The organism is Paenibacillus sp. VTT E-133291 (genome assembly GCF_002264395.1).
Taxonomy (GTDB): Bacteria; Bacillota; Bacilli; order Paenibacillales; family Paenibacillaceae; genus Paenibacillus_AQ; species Paenibacillus_AQ nitricinens.
In genome coordinates, this window is sequence record NZ_NFVA01000011.1 from 1 (window position 1) to 16,324 (window position 16,324).

The window sequence follows — 16,324 nt, forward strand, 5'->3', positions numbered from 1 at the left end:
CTTTTCCACAATCAGTCCGTTCTCTCCGCTATTTAAGCGGGTAAAGTTTCTACAAATCTTCTAAAATCATAAAAAAAGAAACCTTGGGACACCCTCTTTTTTTCAAAATAAGAAGGTTTAGTCATAAATCAATTTCATTAAAGCCTCCGAGTCAAAACGATCTCCTTGCACTAACCATTGACCATCCACATCAAACATAGTCAGTATTCCCTCTAAAGGGACACGTTTACTTTCTTTGTCATCCTTATCCAACAAAACCAGATCACAAGTATATTTTAACTCAACAATATCTTTCTTTTGTTCGGAAAGGGTGAACTTTAGGTGATCTGGTTTTAAAGAAAGCTTTTGTTTATTAGCGATATTGTAAGGGATAGTTGTGATTCGGCTCCCAATCGCTTTTTCAGTATAGTATTCCGTAAAATAGGGTTTCATTTCTTCATTTCGCGCTAGAATGGATTCTTCGGAAAATAAATCCTCTGTAACCTTAACGGTATATTCCACATTTTTGTACTTCTCAGCGGCTTTAGTGGCATCATCCACTTCTGAGCTACAGCCCATAATTAACGTTAGGGATAATAAAATTATACTCAATATCAACGGTGATTTACGCATTCGAGCACCCCCATGTATTTAATCCTGTATTATTATACTTATATTACCATACATTGGTTTCGTCAATATAAGAAGGAAATGATTCAACTACCTAAATATGGTATTGTGTAAGTGTTACTATCAAATACCTAAAGGGATGGGATATACTTGAATTTTTTTCCTATTACATACTCACTGTTAGCAACAGATGCATTATTATTACATATTAAAGAACATTATGAAATTCCAGAACCAGTACAGCTGCAGTATTTTCTTAGAGGCATGAACGATACATACATCTTAGAGACGCTATTGGAAAAATACATCTTTCGTGTTTATCGAGCGGATAGACGGAGTAAATCGGAGATTGATTTTGAATTAGAGTTATTGAACGATTTGCAAGAAAAAGGTGTAAACGTCTCCATTCCTATTCCTCGAAAAGATGGGATCATGATTAATGAAATTCTGGTGCCTGAGGGTGTGAAGTATGGCGTTATGTTTAGTTATGCTGAAGGAAATGAAAAGCCTATTCATGCTGTAGAAGACAGTTATTTATTTGGTCAGGCAGTTGCACAAATCCACAAAGCTACAGATAATTTTAAGAGTGAACATGTGAGGGGCACACTTGATTTGGAACATTTAATTGAGAAACCTCTTCATACGATCAAACAATATATGAAACATCGACAAGAGGATTATCAATTCTTGTATGACTTAGTAATGCGATTAAAAGCGGAGTTGGAAAAGAATCTGGAAGCGGGTTTAGACTGGGGTATCTGCCATGGTGATTTGCATGGGAATACGAATGTGGCTTTCACTGACGAGAGTAAGCTAACACATTATGATTTCGATATTTGTGGTTACGGATGGAGAGCCTATGATATCGCAGAGTTTAGATTGGCAAGAGAGATTCATAGTGGCCATGATAAAGATGAAGTAGAACGGTTATGGGCAGCATTTTTAAATGGATATAAAAGTTTAAGAGACCTCAGTGACAATGATATTAGTGCTGTTCCTATGTTCGTTGCACTTAGACAGCTTTGGTTATTTGCTTTATGTTTCAGTGAAGGTGAGCTTATCGGTGCAGCAGACTTTGACAATGGATTTATCGATAGTAAAATGGATTATTTCAGAAATTTAGAGGTGATCAAATGAAAAGTGAACTGAGCAGTACAGATGCTATAAAAAGATGGGATAAATACGCAGAACTGATCTCATCTTCGTATGGTGAAACTGGGGATATCCATCGAGAAATTTTCTTGAATCCAACCTTATTCAGGCTCATGGGTTCAGTTGAAAATAAGAAGGTGTTAGATGCAGGTTGCGGTGAAGGGTATTTAAGCAGAATGATTGCTAAAGCAGGGGCTTCAGTAACTGGCGTTGATTATTCGCAGAATATGATTCAGCTAGCCACGAAAAAATCACCAGAGTCGTTAAAGATAAGCTTTCTTCATGGGAATTGTGAAGAGCTTAGCTTTCTCCAAAATAAGAGCTTTGATCTCATCGTTTCCAATATGGTGATTCATGATTTATCCGATTATGATATGGCGATTCATGAAATGAATCGATTGTTAGTGGATGGTGGGACATTTATATTCTCAATTCCACACCCTTGCTTTGTAACCCCGGGTAGCGGATGGGTGAAGTCGGATACCGGAGAAAAGCTGTATTGGAAAGTGGAAAATTATTTCTACGAGGGCACTTATAATCAAAACTTCCCTATAGATCAAGAGGAAAAGTTTCTGATTTTTCATAGGACGTTGTCCAGTTATGTAAATACGATTGTGCGGGCTGGTTTTCACATCGAAGAAATGATTGAGCCGAAGCCATCTGCTGAAATGATTGAGAAGTATCCGTCATTTGAGGAGGATTTTCGTTGCAGCGATTTTTTGGTTTTTAAACTGCGAAAGTAGGAGGGAGAAAGATGCACCATAATATTTTCAAAGAAGTTATAGACTCTGAAGAAGAATTAAGATCAATGTATGGATATCCCAGTGAATTGGTAAATAACAAGAGTATAACCTTCATCGATCACCATTGCCGAGATTATATTTCCAAATCACCAATACTCTTTATAGCAACAAGTGATTCTTCTGGCTATTGTGATGTATCTCCACGTGGGGATGCTGCAGGTTTTGTATATGTGTTAAATGACAAACATTTAGTAATTCCTGAGCGCCCTGGTAATCGGCGTTTTGATTCTTTGCGTAACATCATCTCCAACCCTAAAGTAGGCTTGATTTTTATTATTCCCGGACTGGAAGAGACCTTAAGAATAAATGGGCATGCAAGGATTATTAAAGATCCTGAAATATTGGTTCATATGGAGGCTCAAGGGAAACTACCAAGATTGGGCATTGCTGTTGAAGTGAAAGAATGTTATATGCATTGTGCTAAAGCTTTTAAGAGATCACATCTATGGGACAATACGTATTGGCCATTGAAAGAAATGCTGCCTAAACCCTCGGTAATCATAGCAGAGCATGCAAAAAAACTGGGGCTCTCTCAAGAGGATGTATCCAAGTCATTAAAGGATAGCTATGAGAACCGGTTATATTAGAAATGAGAGGAAGAACTGAGATGAGTATAGCTTTAAAGCTCACTCGAGGGAATAAAGTGGGACTTATCGCTTGTTCTGATGGTGTGAGAGTAGAGAACCTGCCTAAAGTAGAAAAATTAATTAGAATTATGAATTCGTTTGGGCTAGAGGTTGTAATGTCCAACACCTTGTTTAGAAGAGATAGTTATTTCAGTGGGAGCCCTAAGGAAAGAGCATGGGAGCTGAATCGTCTATTTAAAAATGAGGAAATCAATGCAATTTTTGATATTTCAGGTGGGGATTCTGCGAACCAGATCTTGGAGTATATAGACTACAATATTATTCGATTACATCCAAAGCCTTTTTTCGGAATGAGTGATTTGTCAGTCATTTTAAACGCATTATATACGCAAAGTAATTCAAGATCCTATCATTATCAGTTGATGAATCTCGTATCTTCTGATGGGGTGGAGCAGCAAGCTGCTTTTTATCGCACATTTTTCGAAGGACATAACGATCTTTACGATTTCGACTTTCATTGGGTCCGTGGGAACCAGATGAGTGGGATTGTAATTGGCGGGAATATTCGATGTTTCTTGAAGCTGGCAGGAACAAGTTATTTTCCAGACCCTTCGAACAGGATTTTATTCTTAGAGAGTTTAAGTGGTAGAGCTAACAAAATCGTCTCCTTATTTGCTCAGCTTCAGCAAGTTAGAACTTTTGAAAAATGTGCTGGAGTGATTCTTGGGTTGTTTACTGAGCTTGAGAGCTATAATGAATTTTCAATCGTTGAAACGTATTTGAAGGAGATCAGCGGGATTCCTATCGTGAAGACGAACGAGATCGGGCATGGTAGTGACAGTAAGTGTATTGTTGTGGGTGAGAATATAACTTTATAAGGAAACCTTTGATAATCCATTAGATGTAAAAATAGGGAGCGTTGTCGTGGAAACAAATATAATCGAAGAGAAAAAAATTACAAACCTTTAGGAGTGTCAGGACTTGGGGGATGGCTAATCCTTGTTCAGATTGGTCTTTATGGGACGATTGTCATTCAGATCATGCAGTTTTTCCAGAATACTTCTATGATGTTTGATACTGAAGTCTGGACTGCTTTAACATCAAACGAATCAGAATTTTATCATCCTTTATGGGGAGCTACCGTTGTTTTTGAAATAGTATTTACTCTAGCTATATTGCTTTTCAGTGTATACATACTAATTAATTTCTATGGGAAGAAATCGATATTACCTCGATTATTAATTATTTTTTATGTGCTGGTACCCTTAGTCGGAATCATTGATTACGTACTTCTTATACAAATTCCTCTTGTAAGAGAACTTGAAACTGGAAAGTCACTCCGGAATATTATAAGACCTGTGATGACGAGTGCAATTTGGATTGCGTATTTTATTAAATCAGAGCGTGTAAAAAATACCTTTATAAAGTGATTTAGTGATGGTTCATAAAGGAGAGTTATGATGTCTACACACGACTACCCATCTAAAGAGGCATTGAAAAATGCTATACATACTGCCTATCTATCTCTCGATCTTGAATTTGAAGGCATTGAGAATGCTCAAAAAGACACTCGTATGGAAGGCGTCGATCGTACTCCTGCAGAAATTCTTGCCTATCAATTGGGATGGCTAAACCTAGTGATGAAATGGGATAGGGATGAAAAAGCAGGGTTAACTGTCATTATGCCTTCACCGGATTATAAATGGAATCAACTTGGCGGATTATATCAATCGTTTTATCATACCTATGCCATTAACTCATTAGCCGAATTAAGATCTTTATTGAAAGAGACAGAACAACAATGGCAGAACTGGATTGATTCTTTAAGTGATGAAGAGCTCTTTACGCAAGGTGTGCGGAAATGGACAGGAAACAATCCAAGATGGCCGATGGTCAAATGGATTCATATTAATTCAGTAGCACCGTTTAAGACTTTTCGTTCGAAGATTCGTAAATGGAAAAAGATTATTTCACACTCTAACACCAATAAGAATGAAGATTAAACTCAAGCCTCCGTCTAAAATGAGAAAATTTGAAGGGGGCTTTTTGGCATTATCGTAGAACTCCATGTTTTGATGAGATCGCCTATTTAGAAGTTGCTAGATGGTTTGGGTCGTAGGAAAATCAGGCATAGCGGAACTTATTGAAGGATTAAATAAAGGTGGAGCATTAATGAACTCTATAAAGCAATTGAATCAATTGAATCTCGTAGATAGAGGAGGTTGTAATGAAGAAGTTCGTTATTGTAATTTTAACCATTGTTGCTTTAATGCCAATGCGCTCTATGAACGCGGACTGGGCTTATTCTTTTGTTGTTTACGCAGGTGATATTTATGAAATATCAGACGACGAACTCATCCCATCGAATGAAATTGACAAGAAGATAGGGCAAGTAAAACGATATTCAGACCACGAAGGAACGTATAGCGGCAACTTTTCAAATACTTACCCTAAGGGCACACCATATTATTCAATTAAGAATATTGATCCAAAAGAAATCATTGCCATTAAGACCCACGAAGCTGAATTTGTCAAAGCCATTAATAAAGGTCAATATGCCAATGGTCAATTGGAAAGTAAAACGATCTGGATTTCTATACTAGGGTCTTTAATTATTGTGTTATTAATAATATGGATAATGAAACGAAAGAAATCAAAGGTGTAGAGTTATCCGTATGCCTTTGGGTGACAGGGTCTTTTGCCTTTTATTAACCGGTTAAAGATTTATTTATGGTGGGGGATTTGAACCAGATGGGAAATGCTGCGCTACCAAATAGGTTATCCATGAAGCTTGCAGTGATGACGAAATGATGACGAGAAGGTGGATGTAATGGAAAATGTATCTAATGTAATCAAAAAGTTATCCTGGGGCACGCCCGAAGATGAAAAGGAAGAAGCAATGAAGAAGTTACAATACATAAGGGATGAAGATCTTCATTTATTATTACAGCCTATTTCAAAAGAATATTGGGATGGAGCGGCTGAAACAGTCATACGTTTAGGATATCCACGTGTGAAAAGCATATTGCCGGGTTTACTTGAATGGATACAAGATAGGAATTGGCCAGGCGCGGGGGAAATAGCTGATTTTTTACTTGAAATAGGGGATCCGATGATTCCATATGTTAAAGATGTACTAAATCAACACAGCGAAGATCAAGAATGGGTGTACTGGATTTTTGAAGTATTAATTAATCATTGGAATACGATCCAAGTCGTACAGATACAAGCAGAATTAATTAAGATTTCACAGGAAAAAGCCAATGACCTTTCAGCATTAAGAATCTTATTAACTCACGGTATATACGCAAAAGATGTGGTCTGTGAAATAATCCAGCGCAAAAAAGCCGCCCTTGTATTTGAACTCAAGGAACTTCATGATACTCATCCTGAAATTGATTGTGAAGCTCTTCATAAAGAATTCTTCGATCAGCAGCCTAATGAAATTAAACAGTTTCATGAGCACAATAAAGACCGTTTTTATATATGTAATGCGATATCTAACCGCCAAGAAGTTTTAAGCGAAATAGAGATTTTCACAGCAGAGTTTCTCACTTAGTCAGTCTATATTCAATCTACATAAAGGAGACAGGTCAGTGAACAATGTCAAAGTCCTTCATTATGATGCTTTTTCTCCTTATCCGAACAAAGGGAATCCTGCGGGAGTAGTGTTAGAAGCTGATCATTTAAGCGACAGTGAAATGCAATCAATAGCTCATAAAGTCGGTTTTAACGAAACAGTTTTTGTAATCTCATCAGATGTAGCTGATTTAAGGCTTAAATATTATACTCCTGGCCATGAGATCAATCTTTGTGGACATGCTACAATGGCATCTTTATTTGCTTTGAAAACAAAGGGTATCCTTGGAGAGGTTAGCTCGGTAAAGATCGAAACAAATGTGGGTGTGCTACCCATCCAATTCAGTATGGACAACAATAATCACTTACTAATAAAAATGAAGCAAGATCAACCGGAGTTTATTGAATTTGACGGTGATAGGGTTAAGCTTGCGCACGCCTTAGGATTACATGTGGATGAATTAGAAGAAGGTAAACCTATTGTTTATGGCAGTACTGGCGCATGGACTCTATTAGTCCCAATTAAGAGTATAGATAGCTTTAATAAAATGAAGCCGATAAATTCATTGTTTCCAGACATTTTAACGCAGCTTCCAAAAGCATCTGTACACCCATTTTCACTCCAAACGCTTGATCCGCACGCTTTAATGCACGCTAGACATTTCTCATCGCCTTTTTCGGGAACCGTCGAGGATCCAGTAACAGGTACAGCATCGGGAGTTATGGGGGCTTATTATTTGAAATATATTGATCCGCATATGGACTCGATCCAATTTGATGTAGAACAAGGACAAGAAATCGGTAGAGATGGGAAAGTAAATGTAGAAGTGTATCGATTAGATTCTGATAGAATGGATGTTTTTATTTCTGGAACTGCGGTGTTTGTGGGGGAGGTGGATTTATGGAAATGATAAAATATACTCAGCTTGGAGTGTATGGAGTCTTAGTGAAGAACGATAAAGTATTACTAATTAAGAAAGCAAGAGGCCCTCATACGGGAAAGTGGGACTTTCCAGGTGGATCTATAGAGTTTGGAGAGGAACCTTATGAGACCCTTAAGAGGGAGTTTTGGGAAGAGACCGGAATTACAAGTTTAAAAGGATTGCTTCATGATTCCATTTCCTATACGTTAGTTTATCCATACAATGATACCCAGTTAGAAGAGTTACACCATATAGGCATCATTTATAATGTTTCCTTGCTAGATGTGAGCTTTGAGCTTAAGACCGATGGGGACGGACTAGACTCTGATGGGGCAGAGTGGATAGAAATTAAACAATTAAACTGCCTTGCATTAACCCCTTTTGTGAAGAAGATTATGCTGGGTCATTACTAGAGTTTTAATGATCTATGGAATGGAGGCAGCATCATGATAGAAATTGATTGTCTGGGAGAAATCTGTCCAGTACCTGTACTCATGTTAAAAAAACATCAAAAAGCTATTCAGAAGGGTGAAAAGGTAATGCTAGTCACTGATCATAGCTGCGCGAAAGTTTCTATCACGGATTACTGTCGTGGTTCAAATTTAAACTGTTCCATTCAAGAAGTGTTTAATGGAGTATGGGAAATTACGATTGAGGCTTAAGCTCAACACAAAGTATCTATTAAAGTCTTTTCAATATATCGAACTAATTGTTTCGTATCGTTGTCACAGCGCTGATTTTGTTTCTTTATCATGTAGACATCGTTATTGACCTGGAACTGATCAATAGGAATGATCTTGAGTTGTTTACTATACAACTCTTTTTTTATGGACATATAAGGGAGAAAGGCGAGACCATGCCCTCTAATGGCAGCAAGCTTTACCGCCTCAAGAGAGTCTAGATTAAATAGTATATTTAATTTAAGCTCGCCCTCTGACACGGTATTCAAAGCCCTTTGCACACAGTGAAGCTGTGAGGACCAGATTAAAGGATAATTGGGGAGCTCATTCAGTGTGATTTTATCAGGACAAACGGTCGTATGGCTTGCCACCAACATAACTTGATCAGAAAATACCATATGTGAGCTTAATTCTGATTTTGGAGAGGGACCGGAAATAAACCCGATATCACCTTCTTCAAGAAGCAAACGTTCTTCTACTAGTGACGATGCCCCTTCGTTTAGAGTAATATGGCAATTGGGAAAATGTTTTTTTACCTCATATAAGGTACATGGCAGGGCATAATTACAGACTTCTGGAATCGCATAAATAGACAGCTCATGTTGTGTTGGCTGTAAATGATTGATCTCTGTGACCATATCATCATACAATTTGATGATTTGCCCCGCATATTTCTCTACAATAATTCCTGCTTCTGTTAGGCTGGCCCCTTTGTTGCTTCGCACAAAAAGCTCAGACCCTAAGGTACTCTCCCAGGATTTCAACTGCTGACTAAGTGCGGATTGGGTGATATGAGATTTCTGAGCGGCTTTAGAAATGCTCTTTAACGTTGCAATATCTAAAAAGAATTTAAGCGTTTCCATATTCATACTTATTCCTCCTGTTGTCCGCTGTTAGTGCACACTATAGCATACTTGATTGCGCTTCATCTGTGCCATTAGTAACACTTATACAGCATAAAGAAAGCCGATAACTACAGCTCAAATAAGTGTGTTACTATTTTCACATAGTCAATTACATAAAAACGATGGAGGTGTTAGACTATGGGGCAAACCGTAAGTCCCGAAACGAGATCAACCCGAACCAGAGCTCCAAGAAAACCTAAAAAGAGTCAGTTGCCCATCGCGTTGCTGGTCACAGCTCTCATTATTGGGTTTGGTTTTTTCCTAGACCATTCCCACGATAAAATGGTTGTCTACCTGCTTTTCGGTATTTCGTTTGGCGTTATTTTGCAAAGATCACGTTTCTGCTTTACTGCATCACTAAGAGATCCCTGTATTACAGGCAGCACATCAGTTACAAGAGCGGTTCTGATTGCTTTTTCCCTTGCAACCATCGGATTTACAGCGATTAAGTACCCAGCGTTTCTGGAAGGTAAGCCGATTCCTGGGATGGATAATGTGGGTCAGATCAGCTTGGCTTTGATCATTGGCGCTGTATTATTCGGAATTGGCATGGTTATTGCAGGTGGTTGCGCTTCGGGTACATTGATGCGTGTAGGTGAAGGGTTCACGATGCAGATGCTGTCGCTTGTATTCTTTGTCATTGGTTCACTTTGGGGATCACATGATATGGGGTGGTGGAGAGCTAACGTTATAAAGGATGCACCAACTGTATTTTTGCCTGATGTATTTGGTTGGCTTGGAGCACTGGTTGTTCAGTTCCTGATAATTCTTCTGTTGTACATCGCTGCAGTTAAATGGCAAGAGAAAAAGATGGGAAGCGTAGATTAGTTTAAGTTATTACGTGAATATTTTCACTAATAGTAATTCAAAAAAATATAAAGGTGGTTTTTAAAATGTCTGAATTTACACTTGATTGCATGGGAGAAGCTTGTCCGGTTCCGTTAATGAGAACAGAAAAGAAGATGACTGAACTAAATGTTGGAGACGTTCTTGTTGTTGCTATTGATCATAGCTGCGCAATGAAAAACGTACCAGAATGGGCGAGAAAACAGGGACATCATGTGGAAATCGAAGAGGTCGATGATGGCGAGTGGGAAGTTGTTATTGAGAAGGTAAAATAGGATCGCTGAGTAGGAAAGGACGGTGAATGAAACGGTGAATGAATTCTGGTTGAAGATATCGTCTAACCGCTTTTACAAGCAATTGCTCAAAGAACCGTTTACTTATGTAACTGGAGCTGTACTTCTCGCTGTGTTCGCTACAGCACATCTGGCTGTTTTCTCTAAAGGATGGGGAGTAACAAGTGCTTTTGCAGACTGGGGAGCTTGGGCGTATCGCCTGGTAGGAGGAAATGTAGATAACTGGGCGTACTTTAGTACTGAGAAAGCTCAAAAAACATTATCTTCCGGATTTTTGAATGATGGTGGTTCCATTCGAAATGTAGGGATTATATTAGGTGCTTTAGCAGCAACTTTGTTTGCTTCCGAATTCAAGCTGAAGAAAATTAAGTCCAAAAAGCAGGTTGTAGCAGCGGTTCTTGGTGGTTTGCTTATGGGGTACGGAGCTAGACTGGCTAATGGATGTAATATTGGTGCATTGTTTACGGCTATAGCTTCATTATCGCTTTCAGGTTGGATTTTTGGATTGTTCTTGCTGGTAGGTGCATTTATAGGCAGTAAATTATTAGCCAAATTCTTTATGTGAAAAGTGAAATAGGCTGAGCTTATAGTGCTGACGAGAGTCAGCCTATTTTATTAAGGAACAGACTCACAGGAGGGACAAAAGAAATGGAAAAGAAGACTGAAAAGTATGATGTCGTTATTATCGGTGGCGGGGCTGCTGGATTAACAGCGGGAATCTATTGTGGACGAGCAAAATTAAAGACTCTTCTCTTGGAAAAATCACTGGTAGGTGGTCTTGCCACTTATACTAATGAAATAGAAAATTATCCTGGTTTTCCTGAAGGTACGACCGGTACAGACCTTATGGGATTATTTCATAAACAAGCTAAGAAATTTGGTGTGGATTTTAAAATGACAGATGTAAAATCTGTTTCGGTAGCGGAAGATATTAAGGTAGTGGAGACCTTTCGGGTTCGTTATGAGTGCAAGGTCATAATCATTGCTAGTGGTGGCAAGCCAAGAATTACTGGAGCTGCTAATGAAGATAAGTTCTTATATGATAAAGGGATTTCTTTCTGTGCAACCTGTGACGCTGCGGCAAATACAGGGAAGACAGTTATGGTCGTTGGCAGTGGTGATGCAGCTATTGAGGAAGGGATGTTTCTGACTAAGTTTGCAGATAAAGTGATCGTTTCTGTCATTCATGATCTTGGCAAAATGGATTGTAATGAAATTGCCAAAACGCAGGCACTAGAAAACCCTAAAATGGAATTCATGTGGAATACGGTAGTAAGTTCTTTCGAGGGCGAAGAGCGCTTGAGTTCCGTTGTCTTAAAAAATCTAAAATCGAATGATTTGCAAAATATAAAGGTCGATTCATGTTTCTTATTTATTGGCTATACACCGAACACAGAAATTTTTTCAGGTGTAGTCGAGTTGAATCGAAATGGATATTTACTTGTCAATGAAAAAATGGAAACGAATATACCTGGTGTATTCGCAGCAGGGGATGTGTGTGATAAGTTCCTTAAGCAAGTGGCTACAGCTGTCGGTGATGGTGCCATTGCAGGGTATGGTGCAGAGAAGTACATCTCTGAATGTGAGACTTACGAGCATCAAATTCTAAATCAAGGAAAACCATCCGTTGTCTATTTATGGAATGCAACTGATCCTTCATGTCGGGAGCTATTACCGCGCATTGAAGCGTTTGAACAATCCCATACTGAGACCAGGGTCACAAAGGTTGACGTATATAAATCACCCGGACTTGCTGCCAAGCTGGGAATAGATTCAGTACCTTCTATAGTTTATCTGGATGATGGAAAGATCCAAAGGGTACTTACAGACAAAATAAGTGATAACATATTGAATGCTCTAACGAATTGATGGAAGAGCCCTATGCAGAGATATCTGCATAGGGCTTTTATTAATTATGCTTTTATTAAATTGGACGAGCTATTTCAAGAAAGTGTCAAAGTATCAATAATAGTTGTTTTGTCATATACCTTTGAAAGCGCTTAGATATTAAGATTAATTCATAAGATAGCAAATCAACGGAGGGAGAGTAGAGGAGAGCCAAGGCTGCAAAAAGAGAGAAAGCCATGAAAGATGCTTTATTTATATGAATCTAGGTTTAGGAGGACTTACATATGGCGAACGCAAGCGTCGCACCAGACAAGACATCAAGACCGGATCTCGGCAAGCATAAGACCAGCGGGATAAGACGCTTTTTTAAGCAAATAGATCTACAGCTTATGGTATTGCCAGCACTCGTATTAGTTTTTATTTTTGCTTATATCCCCATGTACGGTATTCTAATTGCTTTCCAGGATTACAAGTTAGGGAATAGCTTTATTAGCAGTGATTGGGTTGGATTAAAGCACTTTACTTACTTCTTTAATGCACCTGAATTTGAAGTGGTTATGAAAAATACAATCATCATTAGTTTACTGAAGTTTTGTTTTGGATTTCCCGCACCAATCATTCTGGCGTTAATGCTGAATGAAGTTCGTAAGATGTTTTTTAAACGAGTAATTCAGACCGTTACATACTTGCCTCACTTCTTATCTTGGGTGGTTATCGGCTCGATGGTTACTTCGATGCTATCCGTAGATAATGGCAGTATAAATATGCTGCTTGAGAAATTGAGATTTATTGATGAACCGATTAATTTCCTTTCTATGACCGAATATTTCTGGGGAATTTTAGTTACAACCAATGTATGGAAGGAAATTGGATTTGCCTCAATCGTTTACTTAGCTGCCATTGCTGGTATTGATCCGCACTTATACGAAGCTGCTTCGATGGATGGTGCGAGCCGTTTTAAACAGATATATTTGATAACGTTGCCTTCCATTATGCCAGTTGTGATCATCTTTATGATTCTGGCTATCGGTAATCTGGTGAATGCAGGATTTGAAGATATTTTGATCCTGGCTTCCAATCCGGCTCTACGAGAGGTATCAGATTCAGTTGATGTATATGTTGTACGTGTCGGTATAGATAACTTCAGGTACTCCTATGCGACTGCTATCGGATTATTCAAGGCCGTTATCAGTGTGACATTACTTACCTTTGCAAATTTCATTGCCAGAAGAGCAGGAAACAGCTTGTGGTAATGAATTACTCAATATAGGGGGACTGAATTATGAAACGTACTAACATAGGAGACCGATTGTTTATTGGATTCATATATGTATTCTTGACCTTACTGGCTTTCTCCGCGTTTTATCCATTTTGGAATTCACTTGTGATTTCTTTTAATGAGGGGATGGATACTTCCAAAGGCGGAATTACTTTCTGGGTCCGTGAGTTCACGCTTGAGAATTATAAGATCGTATTTGAAGATTCTCGTTTAATGGGTGGATTCGTCATTGCAACATTGCGGACGGTAATTGGTACAGTAACAGCGATATTGGCTACTTCGATATTTGCTTATGGGATGTCGAAGCGCGAACTAATGGGTCGCAAATACTACATGATTATGTGTATCATTACAATGTATTTCGGTGGGGGACTCATTCCGTCATACATGCTTATCAGAAGTTTAGGCCTCTTCAACTCATTTTGGGTGTTTATTATTCCTGCACTTGTCAGCGTATGGAATATGATCATATTCCGGACCTTCTTCCAAGGTCTTCCGCAAGGTTTAGAGGAGTCAGCAAAGATTGATGGCTGCGGATACTGGGGAACTTTTCTCCGAATCGTACTTCCCTTGTCAGGGCCTGTCATCGCAACATTATCATTGTTCACAGCAGTCAATCACTGGAATGAGTGGTTCGTAGCGAGTATTTACATTACGAAAGAAGAGTTAATGCCGATTCAGACCATCTTGAGACAGATATTGTTCTCTAATATTGCTTCTGAACAGCTGTCTAATGTAGATGCAAGTTCCATTGCTCATATTAACTCAGCCAAGAAAATAACGTCGAAGTCATTAACGATGGCTACGATCATGGTTGCAACCATTCCGATTGTATGTGTATACCCATTCCTGCAAAGATTCTTCGTTAAAGGGGTCTTAGTCGGATCATTGAAAGAGTAGGATGATAGAATGAGATGGGGTTTAGAGCGTATTGCTTTGAACATAGATTACAAATTGAAAGGGGAAAATACATTGAAGACTAAGAGAAAGATGCTTCTCGGAACGTTGTCTACCTTGCTATTGTCGACAGTGGTGGCGGGGTGTAGTGGCAACAATTCAAGTGCTCCAGCTGCAACTGCTGAACCAGCGAAAGAAGGAGGAACAGCGGTTAACACAGCGACTGAAGCTCCAGCGGCTGATTTGTATGAGTTAGGGAAAGAACCGCTTGAAGTATCATTCTACGGAAACTACGGCTGGTATCAAATGCCGAAATGGGGCAAAGATGCTGCTTCTAAATGGATTTTAGATAATTTGAAAATCAATGTCACTGGAATTAGTTCTGGTGGTAATAATGCTCAAAAGCTGCAAACCATGATCGTTGGTAACGAGCTACCGGATATTGTGTGGACGGAGAAAGGTGCTGACGTAGAGCGTCTTCGTCAAGCAGATATGCTAGTTCCTTTGGATGAATACATTGATAAATATCCAAACTTTAAAAAGTACTTAACAGCTGGACATTTGGAATTGCTTCGTTCTCCTGATGGGAAAATCTATCAGCTGCCGAATTACTATACAACACAGCCAAACGGCAATGCCGGTTATGCAATCAATAAGAAAATATACAAAGAACTTGGTTCTCCAAAGCTAGAGACTACGGATGATTTGTATGCTTACTTAAATGCTGTTAAAGCGAAGTTCCCAGATGTTATTCCGTTTGAGACTGGCTTAGCTAAAGATGGTAACGGTATTGATCAGTTGTTCTCCTCTTTTAAAGAGAATAACCTTTCGTATACTAGAATATACGCTGTACCTGATGGCGACAAAATGGCTTCCATTTACAAAGATGAAGGGTTCCGTGAGTCCGTTGTCTTTGGTGCTAAATTAATGCGTGAGAAGCTTATGACACAGGATGCGAACACCCAAACAGAAGACCAAATTAGAGAGAAAGCGATGAATGGCAAGTTCGCTGTGATTGCGACATTCGATCCGATGAAATTGCTCGCTACTGCTGATGAAGAGATGAAGAAGAAAAATCCGGAAGAGGGTTATATGTTTATTAAACCAATCTACAAACCGGGCTTGGATCAAAGTAAAATCACTCCGGGAACGTACAATCAGTTAGGCTGGAACGTTGCTACAATCACTAAAAACGCTAAAAATCCAGAAGCTGTATTCGCAATGCTTGATTGGATGACAGGTGCAGAAGGTTCTATGGTGCTTAACTGGGGCCCTCCCGGACCAGACGCATACTGGGATGGATTTGAAGCAGATGGACTTACTCCTAAATTCAATAAAGAAAAATATCTGAATGAGCCAGAAGCATTATCTGAAATCAGTGGCAAGGCTGGTGACTTGGTTTGGGTAGGAAACACGGTTTTCTTGGATAATACGAAGAAAATGATGTTGCAAACCCTTCCAGCTGACAAGATCGACTTTAGTAACCGCTGGCAGATGGAAGTAACGTGGGCTTCACAAGGCGACTTTACAGAGTTCCTAAACTGGGATCCGGCTCCAGACAGTGAAGAAGGCATTATCAGACAAAGCGTAAGAGATATCTGGCTAACTGCTAGAGCGAAATCAATGTATGCGAAGACCGATGCAGAAGCATTAGCCATTCTTGACAAAGCTCATGATGATTCCATGAAGGTTGGCTATGAGAAATTCCTTGATTATGTTACAAAAGTATGGACAGAAAACAAGAAAGCTTTAGGAAAATAATAATTAGTAATGCGAAGGTTTGCTAATAGGCAAGCCTTCGTTTTTACGTTGTATTCTGATGACTCATTGTTTATAGACTGTTAGACAAATTTATGAATGGTATACTGGGAAAGAGTAATGGTAGAATTTACAGGATTGATTAATGCATTTCAAAGGGGGACT

At 38.9% G+C, this 16,324-nt stretch carries 20 protein-coding genes; 18 read left to right on the top strand and 2 right to left on the bottom strand.

The annotated features are described in order from the left end of the window. Positions 1–117 precede the first annotated feature (117 nt). The gene (locus tag CA598_RS07095; protein WP_094876051.1) at positions 118–612 is read right to left on the bottom strand and encodes a hypothetical protein; all 495 of its coding nucleotides are present in this window, start codon (positions 610–612) and stop codon (positions 118–120) included. A 147-nt stretch (positions 613–759) separates the two neighbouring features. Here CA598_RS07095 and CA598_RS07100 point away from each other — a divergent pair, with 147 nt between their 5' ends. The 11 genes from CA598_RS07100 to CA598_RS07150 all read left to right on the top strand — a co-directional run bounded on the left by CA598_RS07100 (position 760) and on the right by CA598_RS07150 (position 8,315). Then, positions 760–1,746, top strand: coding sequence for a phosphotransferase (locus CA598_RS07100; protein ID WP_094876052.1), 987 nt, complete (start codon positions 760–762; stop codon positions 1,744–1,746). Next, positions 1,743–2,504, top strand: a complete 762-nt coding sequence (locus CA598_RS07105) for a class I SAM-dependent methyltransferase (RefSeq protein WP_094876053.1) — start codon at positions 1,743–1,745, stop codon at positions 2,502–2,504. Before CA598_RS07100 ends, CA598_RS07105 begins: the two co-directional genes overlap by 4 nt. Positions 2,505–2,515: 11 nt before the next feature. Continuing rightward, complete coding sequence (locus CA598_RS07110) at positions 2,516–3,151, top strand: pyridoxamine 5'-phosphate oxidase family protein (protein ID WP_094876054.1); 636 nt, start codon at positions 2,516–2,518, stop codon at positions 3,149–3,151. Positions 3,152–3,171: 20 nt separating this feature from the next. Continuing rightward, a complete protein-coding gene (locus CA598_RS07115; protein WP_094876055.1) occupies positions 3,172–4,029 on the top strand; it encodes a S66 family peptidase in 858 nt (285 codons plus the stop codon). A gap of 93 nt (positions 4,030–4,122) precedes the next feature. Then, positions 4,123–4,581 (top strand): DUF2569 family protein, encoded by a 459-nt coding sequence (locus CA598_RS33440; RefSeq protein WP_179283608.1) that lies wholly within the window; start codon positions 4,123–4,125, stop codon positions 4,579–4,581. Between the two features lie 30 nt (positions 4,582–4,611). Next, the gene (locus tag CA598_RS07125) at positions 4,612–5,154 is read left to right on the top strand and encodes a ClbS/DfsB family four-helix bundle protein (protein WP_094876057.1); all 543 of its coding nucleotides are present in this window, start codon (positions 4,612–4,614) and stop codon (positions 5,152–5,154) included. A 224-nt stretch (positions 5,155–5,378) separates the two neighbouring features. Next, the gene (locus tag CA598_RS32185) at positions 5,379–5,816 is read left to right on the top strand and encodes an LPXTG cell wall anchor domain-containing protein (RefSeq protein WP_179283609.1); all 438 of its coding nucleotides are present in this window, start codon (positions 5,379–5,381) and stop codon (positions 5,814–5,816) included. A gap of 165 nt (positions 5,817–5,981) precedes the next feature. Next, on the top strand, positions 5,982–6,710 hold the full coding sequence (locus tag CA598_RS07135; protein ID WP_094876058.1) for a DUF5071 domain-containing protein: 729 nt from the start codon (positions 5,982–5,984) through the stop codon (positions 6,708–6,710). Between the two features lie 37 nt (positions 6,711–6,747). Beyond that, entirely contained in the window at positions 6,748–7,641 is an 894-nt protein-coding gene (locus CA598_RS07140) for a PhzF family phenazine biosynthesis isomerase (RefSeq protein ID WP_094876059.1), read from the top strand. After that, positions 7,632–8,066 carry an NUDIX hydrolase gene (locus tag CA598_RS07145; RefSeq protein WP_256990382.1) on the top strand — a complete coding sequence of 145 codons (435 nt, stop codon included), beginning with the start codon at positions 7,632–7,634 and terminating at the stop codon, positions 8,064–8,066. The genes CA598_RS07140 and CA598_RS07145 overlap by 10 nt, the downstream gene beginning before the upstream one ends. Positions 8,067–8,099: 33 nt before the next feature. Further along, positions 8,100–8,315, top strand: a complete 216-nt coding sequence (locus tag CA598_RS07150) for a sulfurtransferase TusA family protein (RefSeq protein WP_094869810.1) — start codon at positions 8,100–8,102, stop codon at positions 8,313–8,315. 2 nt (positions 8,316–8,317) lie between these two features. Here CA598_RS07150 and CA598_RS07155 read toward each other — a convergent pair whose 3' ends face one another. Further along, positions 8,318–9,202 carry a LysR family transcriptional regulator gene (locus tag CA598_RS07155; RefSeq protein WP_094876060.1) on the bottom strand — a complete coding sequence of 295 codons (885 nt, stop codon included), beginning with the start codon at positions 9,200–9,202 and terminating at the stop codon, positions 8,318–8,320. Between the two features lie 174 nt (positions 9,203–9,376). Here CA598_RS07155 and CA598_RS07160 point away from each other — a divergent pair, with 174 nt between their 5' ends. The 7 genes from CA598_RS07160 to CA598_RS07190 all read left to right on the top strand — a co-directional run bounded on the left by CA598_RS07160 (position 9,377) and on the right by CA598_RS07190 (position 16,162). Continuing rightward, positions 9,377–10,066, top strand: coding sequence for a YeeE/YedE thiosulfate transporter family protein (locus tag CA598_RS07160; RefSeq protein ID WP_094876061.1), 690 nt, complete (start codon positions 9,377–9,379; stop codon positions 10,064–10,066). 65 nt (positions 10,067–10,131) lie between these two features. After that, positions 10,132–10,359: a sulfurtransferase TusA family protein gene (locus tag CA598_RS07165; RefSeq protein ID WP_094869812.1), complete on the top strand. Its 228-nt coding sequence runs from the start codon at positions 10,132–10,134 to the stop codon at positions 10,357–10,359. Between the two features lie 22 nt (positions 10,360–10,381). Next, a complete protein-coding gene (locus CA598_RS07170) occupies positions 10,382–10,942 on the top strand; it encodes a YeeE/YedE thiosulfate transporter family protein (protein ID WP_232061338.1) in 561 nt (186 codons plus the stop codon). Positions 10,943–11,025: 83 nt separating this feature from the next. Further along, complete coding sequence (locus CA598_RS07175) at positions 11,026–12,246, top strand: FAD-dependent oxidoreductase (RefSeq protein ID WP_094876062.1); 1,221 nt, start codon at positions 11,026–11,028, stop codon at positions 12,244–12,246. Positions 12,247–12,509: 263 nt separating this feature from the next. Then, positions 12,510–13,478 (top strand): ABC transporter permease, encoded by a 969-nt coding sequence (locus tag CA598_RS07180; RefSeq protein WP_094869814.1) that lies wholly within the window; start codon positions 12,510–12,512, stop codon positions 13,476–13,478. 29 nt (positions 13,479–13,507) lie between these two features. Continuing rightward, complete coding sequence (locus CA598_RS07185; protein ID WP_042127373.1) at positions 13,508–14,404, top strand: carbohydrate ABC transporter permease; 897 nt, start codon at positions 13,508–13,510, stop codon at positions 14,402–14,404. Between the two features lie 72 nt (positions 14,405–14,476). Further along, positions 14,477–16,162, top strand: a complete 1,686-nt coding sequence (locus CA598_RS07190; RefSeq protein ID WP_094869893.1) for an extracellular solute-binding protein — start codon at positions 14,477–14,479, stop codon at positions 16,160–16,162. The last annotated feature ends 162 nt before the right edge of the window (positions 16,163–16,324 follow it).

Bases quoted from the DNA above. Each gene is read 5' to 3' on its own strand.
- CA598_RS07110 (WP_094876054.1), top strand. From the start codon at position 2,516: ATGCACCATAATATTTTCAAAGAAGTTATAGACTCTGAAGAAGAATTA.
- CA598_RS07125 (WP_094876057.1), top strand. From the start codon at position 4,612: ATGTCTACACACGACTACCCATCTAAAGAGGCATTGAAAAATGCTATA.
- CA598_RS07135 (WP_094876058.1), top strand. From the start codon at position 5,982: ATGGAAAATGTATCTAATGTAATCAAAAAGTTATCCTGGGGCACGCCC.
- CA598_RS07180 (WP_094869814.1), top strand. From the start codon at position 12,510: ATGGCGAACGCAAGCGTCGCACCAGACAAGACATCAAGACCGGATCTC.
- CA598_RS07185 (WP_042127373.1), top strand. From the start codon at position 13,508: ATGAAACGTACTAACATAGGAGACCGATTGTTTATTGGATTCATATAT.
- CA598_RS07150 (WP_094869810.1), top strand. From the start codon at position 8,100: ATGATAGAAATTGATTGTCTGGGAGAAATCTGTCCAGTACCTGTACTC.
- CA598_RS07095 (WP_094876051.1), bottom strand. From the start codon at position 612: ATGCGTAAATCACCGTTGATATTGAGTATAATTTTATTATCCCTAACG.
- CA598_RS07115 (WP_094876055.1), top strand. From the start codon at position 3,172: ATGAGTATAGCTTTAAAGCTCACTCGAGGGAATAAAGTGGGACTTATC.
- CA598_RS07145 (WP_256990382.1), top strand. From the start codon at position 7,632: ATGGAAATGATAAAATATACTCAGCTTGGAGTGTATGGAGTCTTAGTG.
- CA598_RS07155 (WP_094876060.1), bottom strand. From the start codon at position 9,202: ATGAATATGGAAACGCTTAAATTCTTTTTAGATATTGCAACGTTAAAG.
- CA598_RS07175 (WP_094876062.1), top strand. From the start codon at position 11,026: ATGGAAAAGAAGACTGAAAAGTATGATGTCGTTATTATCGGTGGCGGG.
- CA598_RS07165 (WP_094869812.1), top strand. From the start codon at position 10,132: ATGTCTGAATTTACACTTGATTGCATGGGAGAAGCTTGTCCGGTTCCG.
- CA598_RS32185 (WP_179283609.1), top strand. From the start codon at position 5,379: ATGAAGAAGTTCGTTATTGTAATTTTAACCATTGTTGCTTTAATGCCA.
- CA598_RS07105 (WP_094876053.1), top strand. From the start codon at position 1,743: ATGAAAAGTGAACTGAGCAGTACAGATGCTATAAAAAGATGGGATAAA.
- CA598_RS07160 (WP_094876061.1), top strand. From the start codon at position 9,377: ATGGGGCAAACCGTAAGTCCCGAAACGAGATCAACCCGAACCAGAGCT.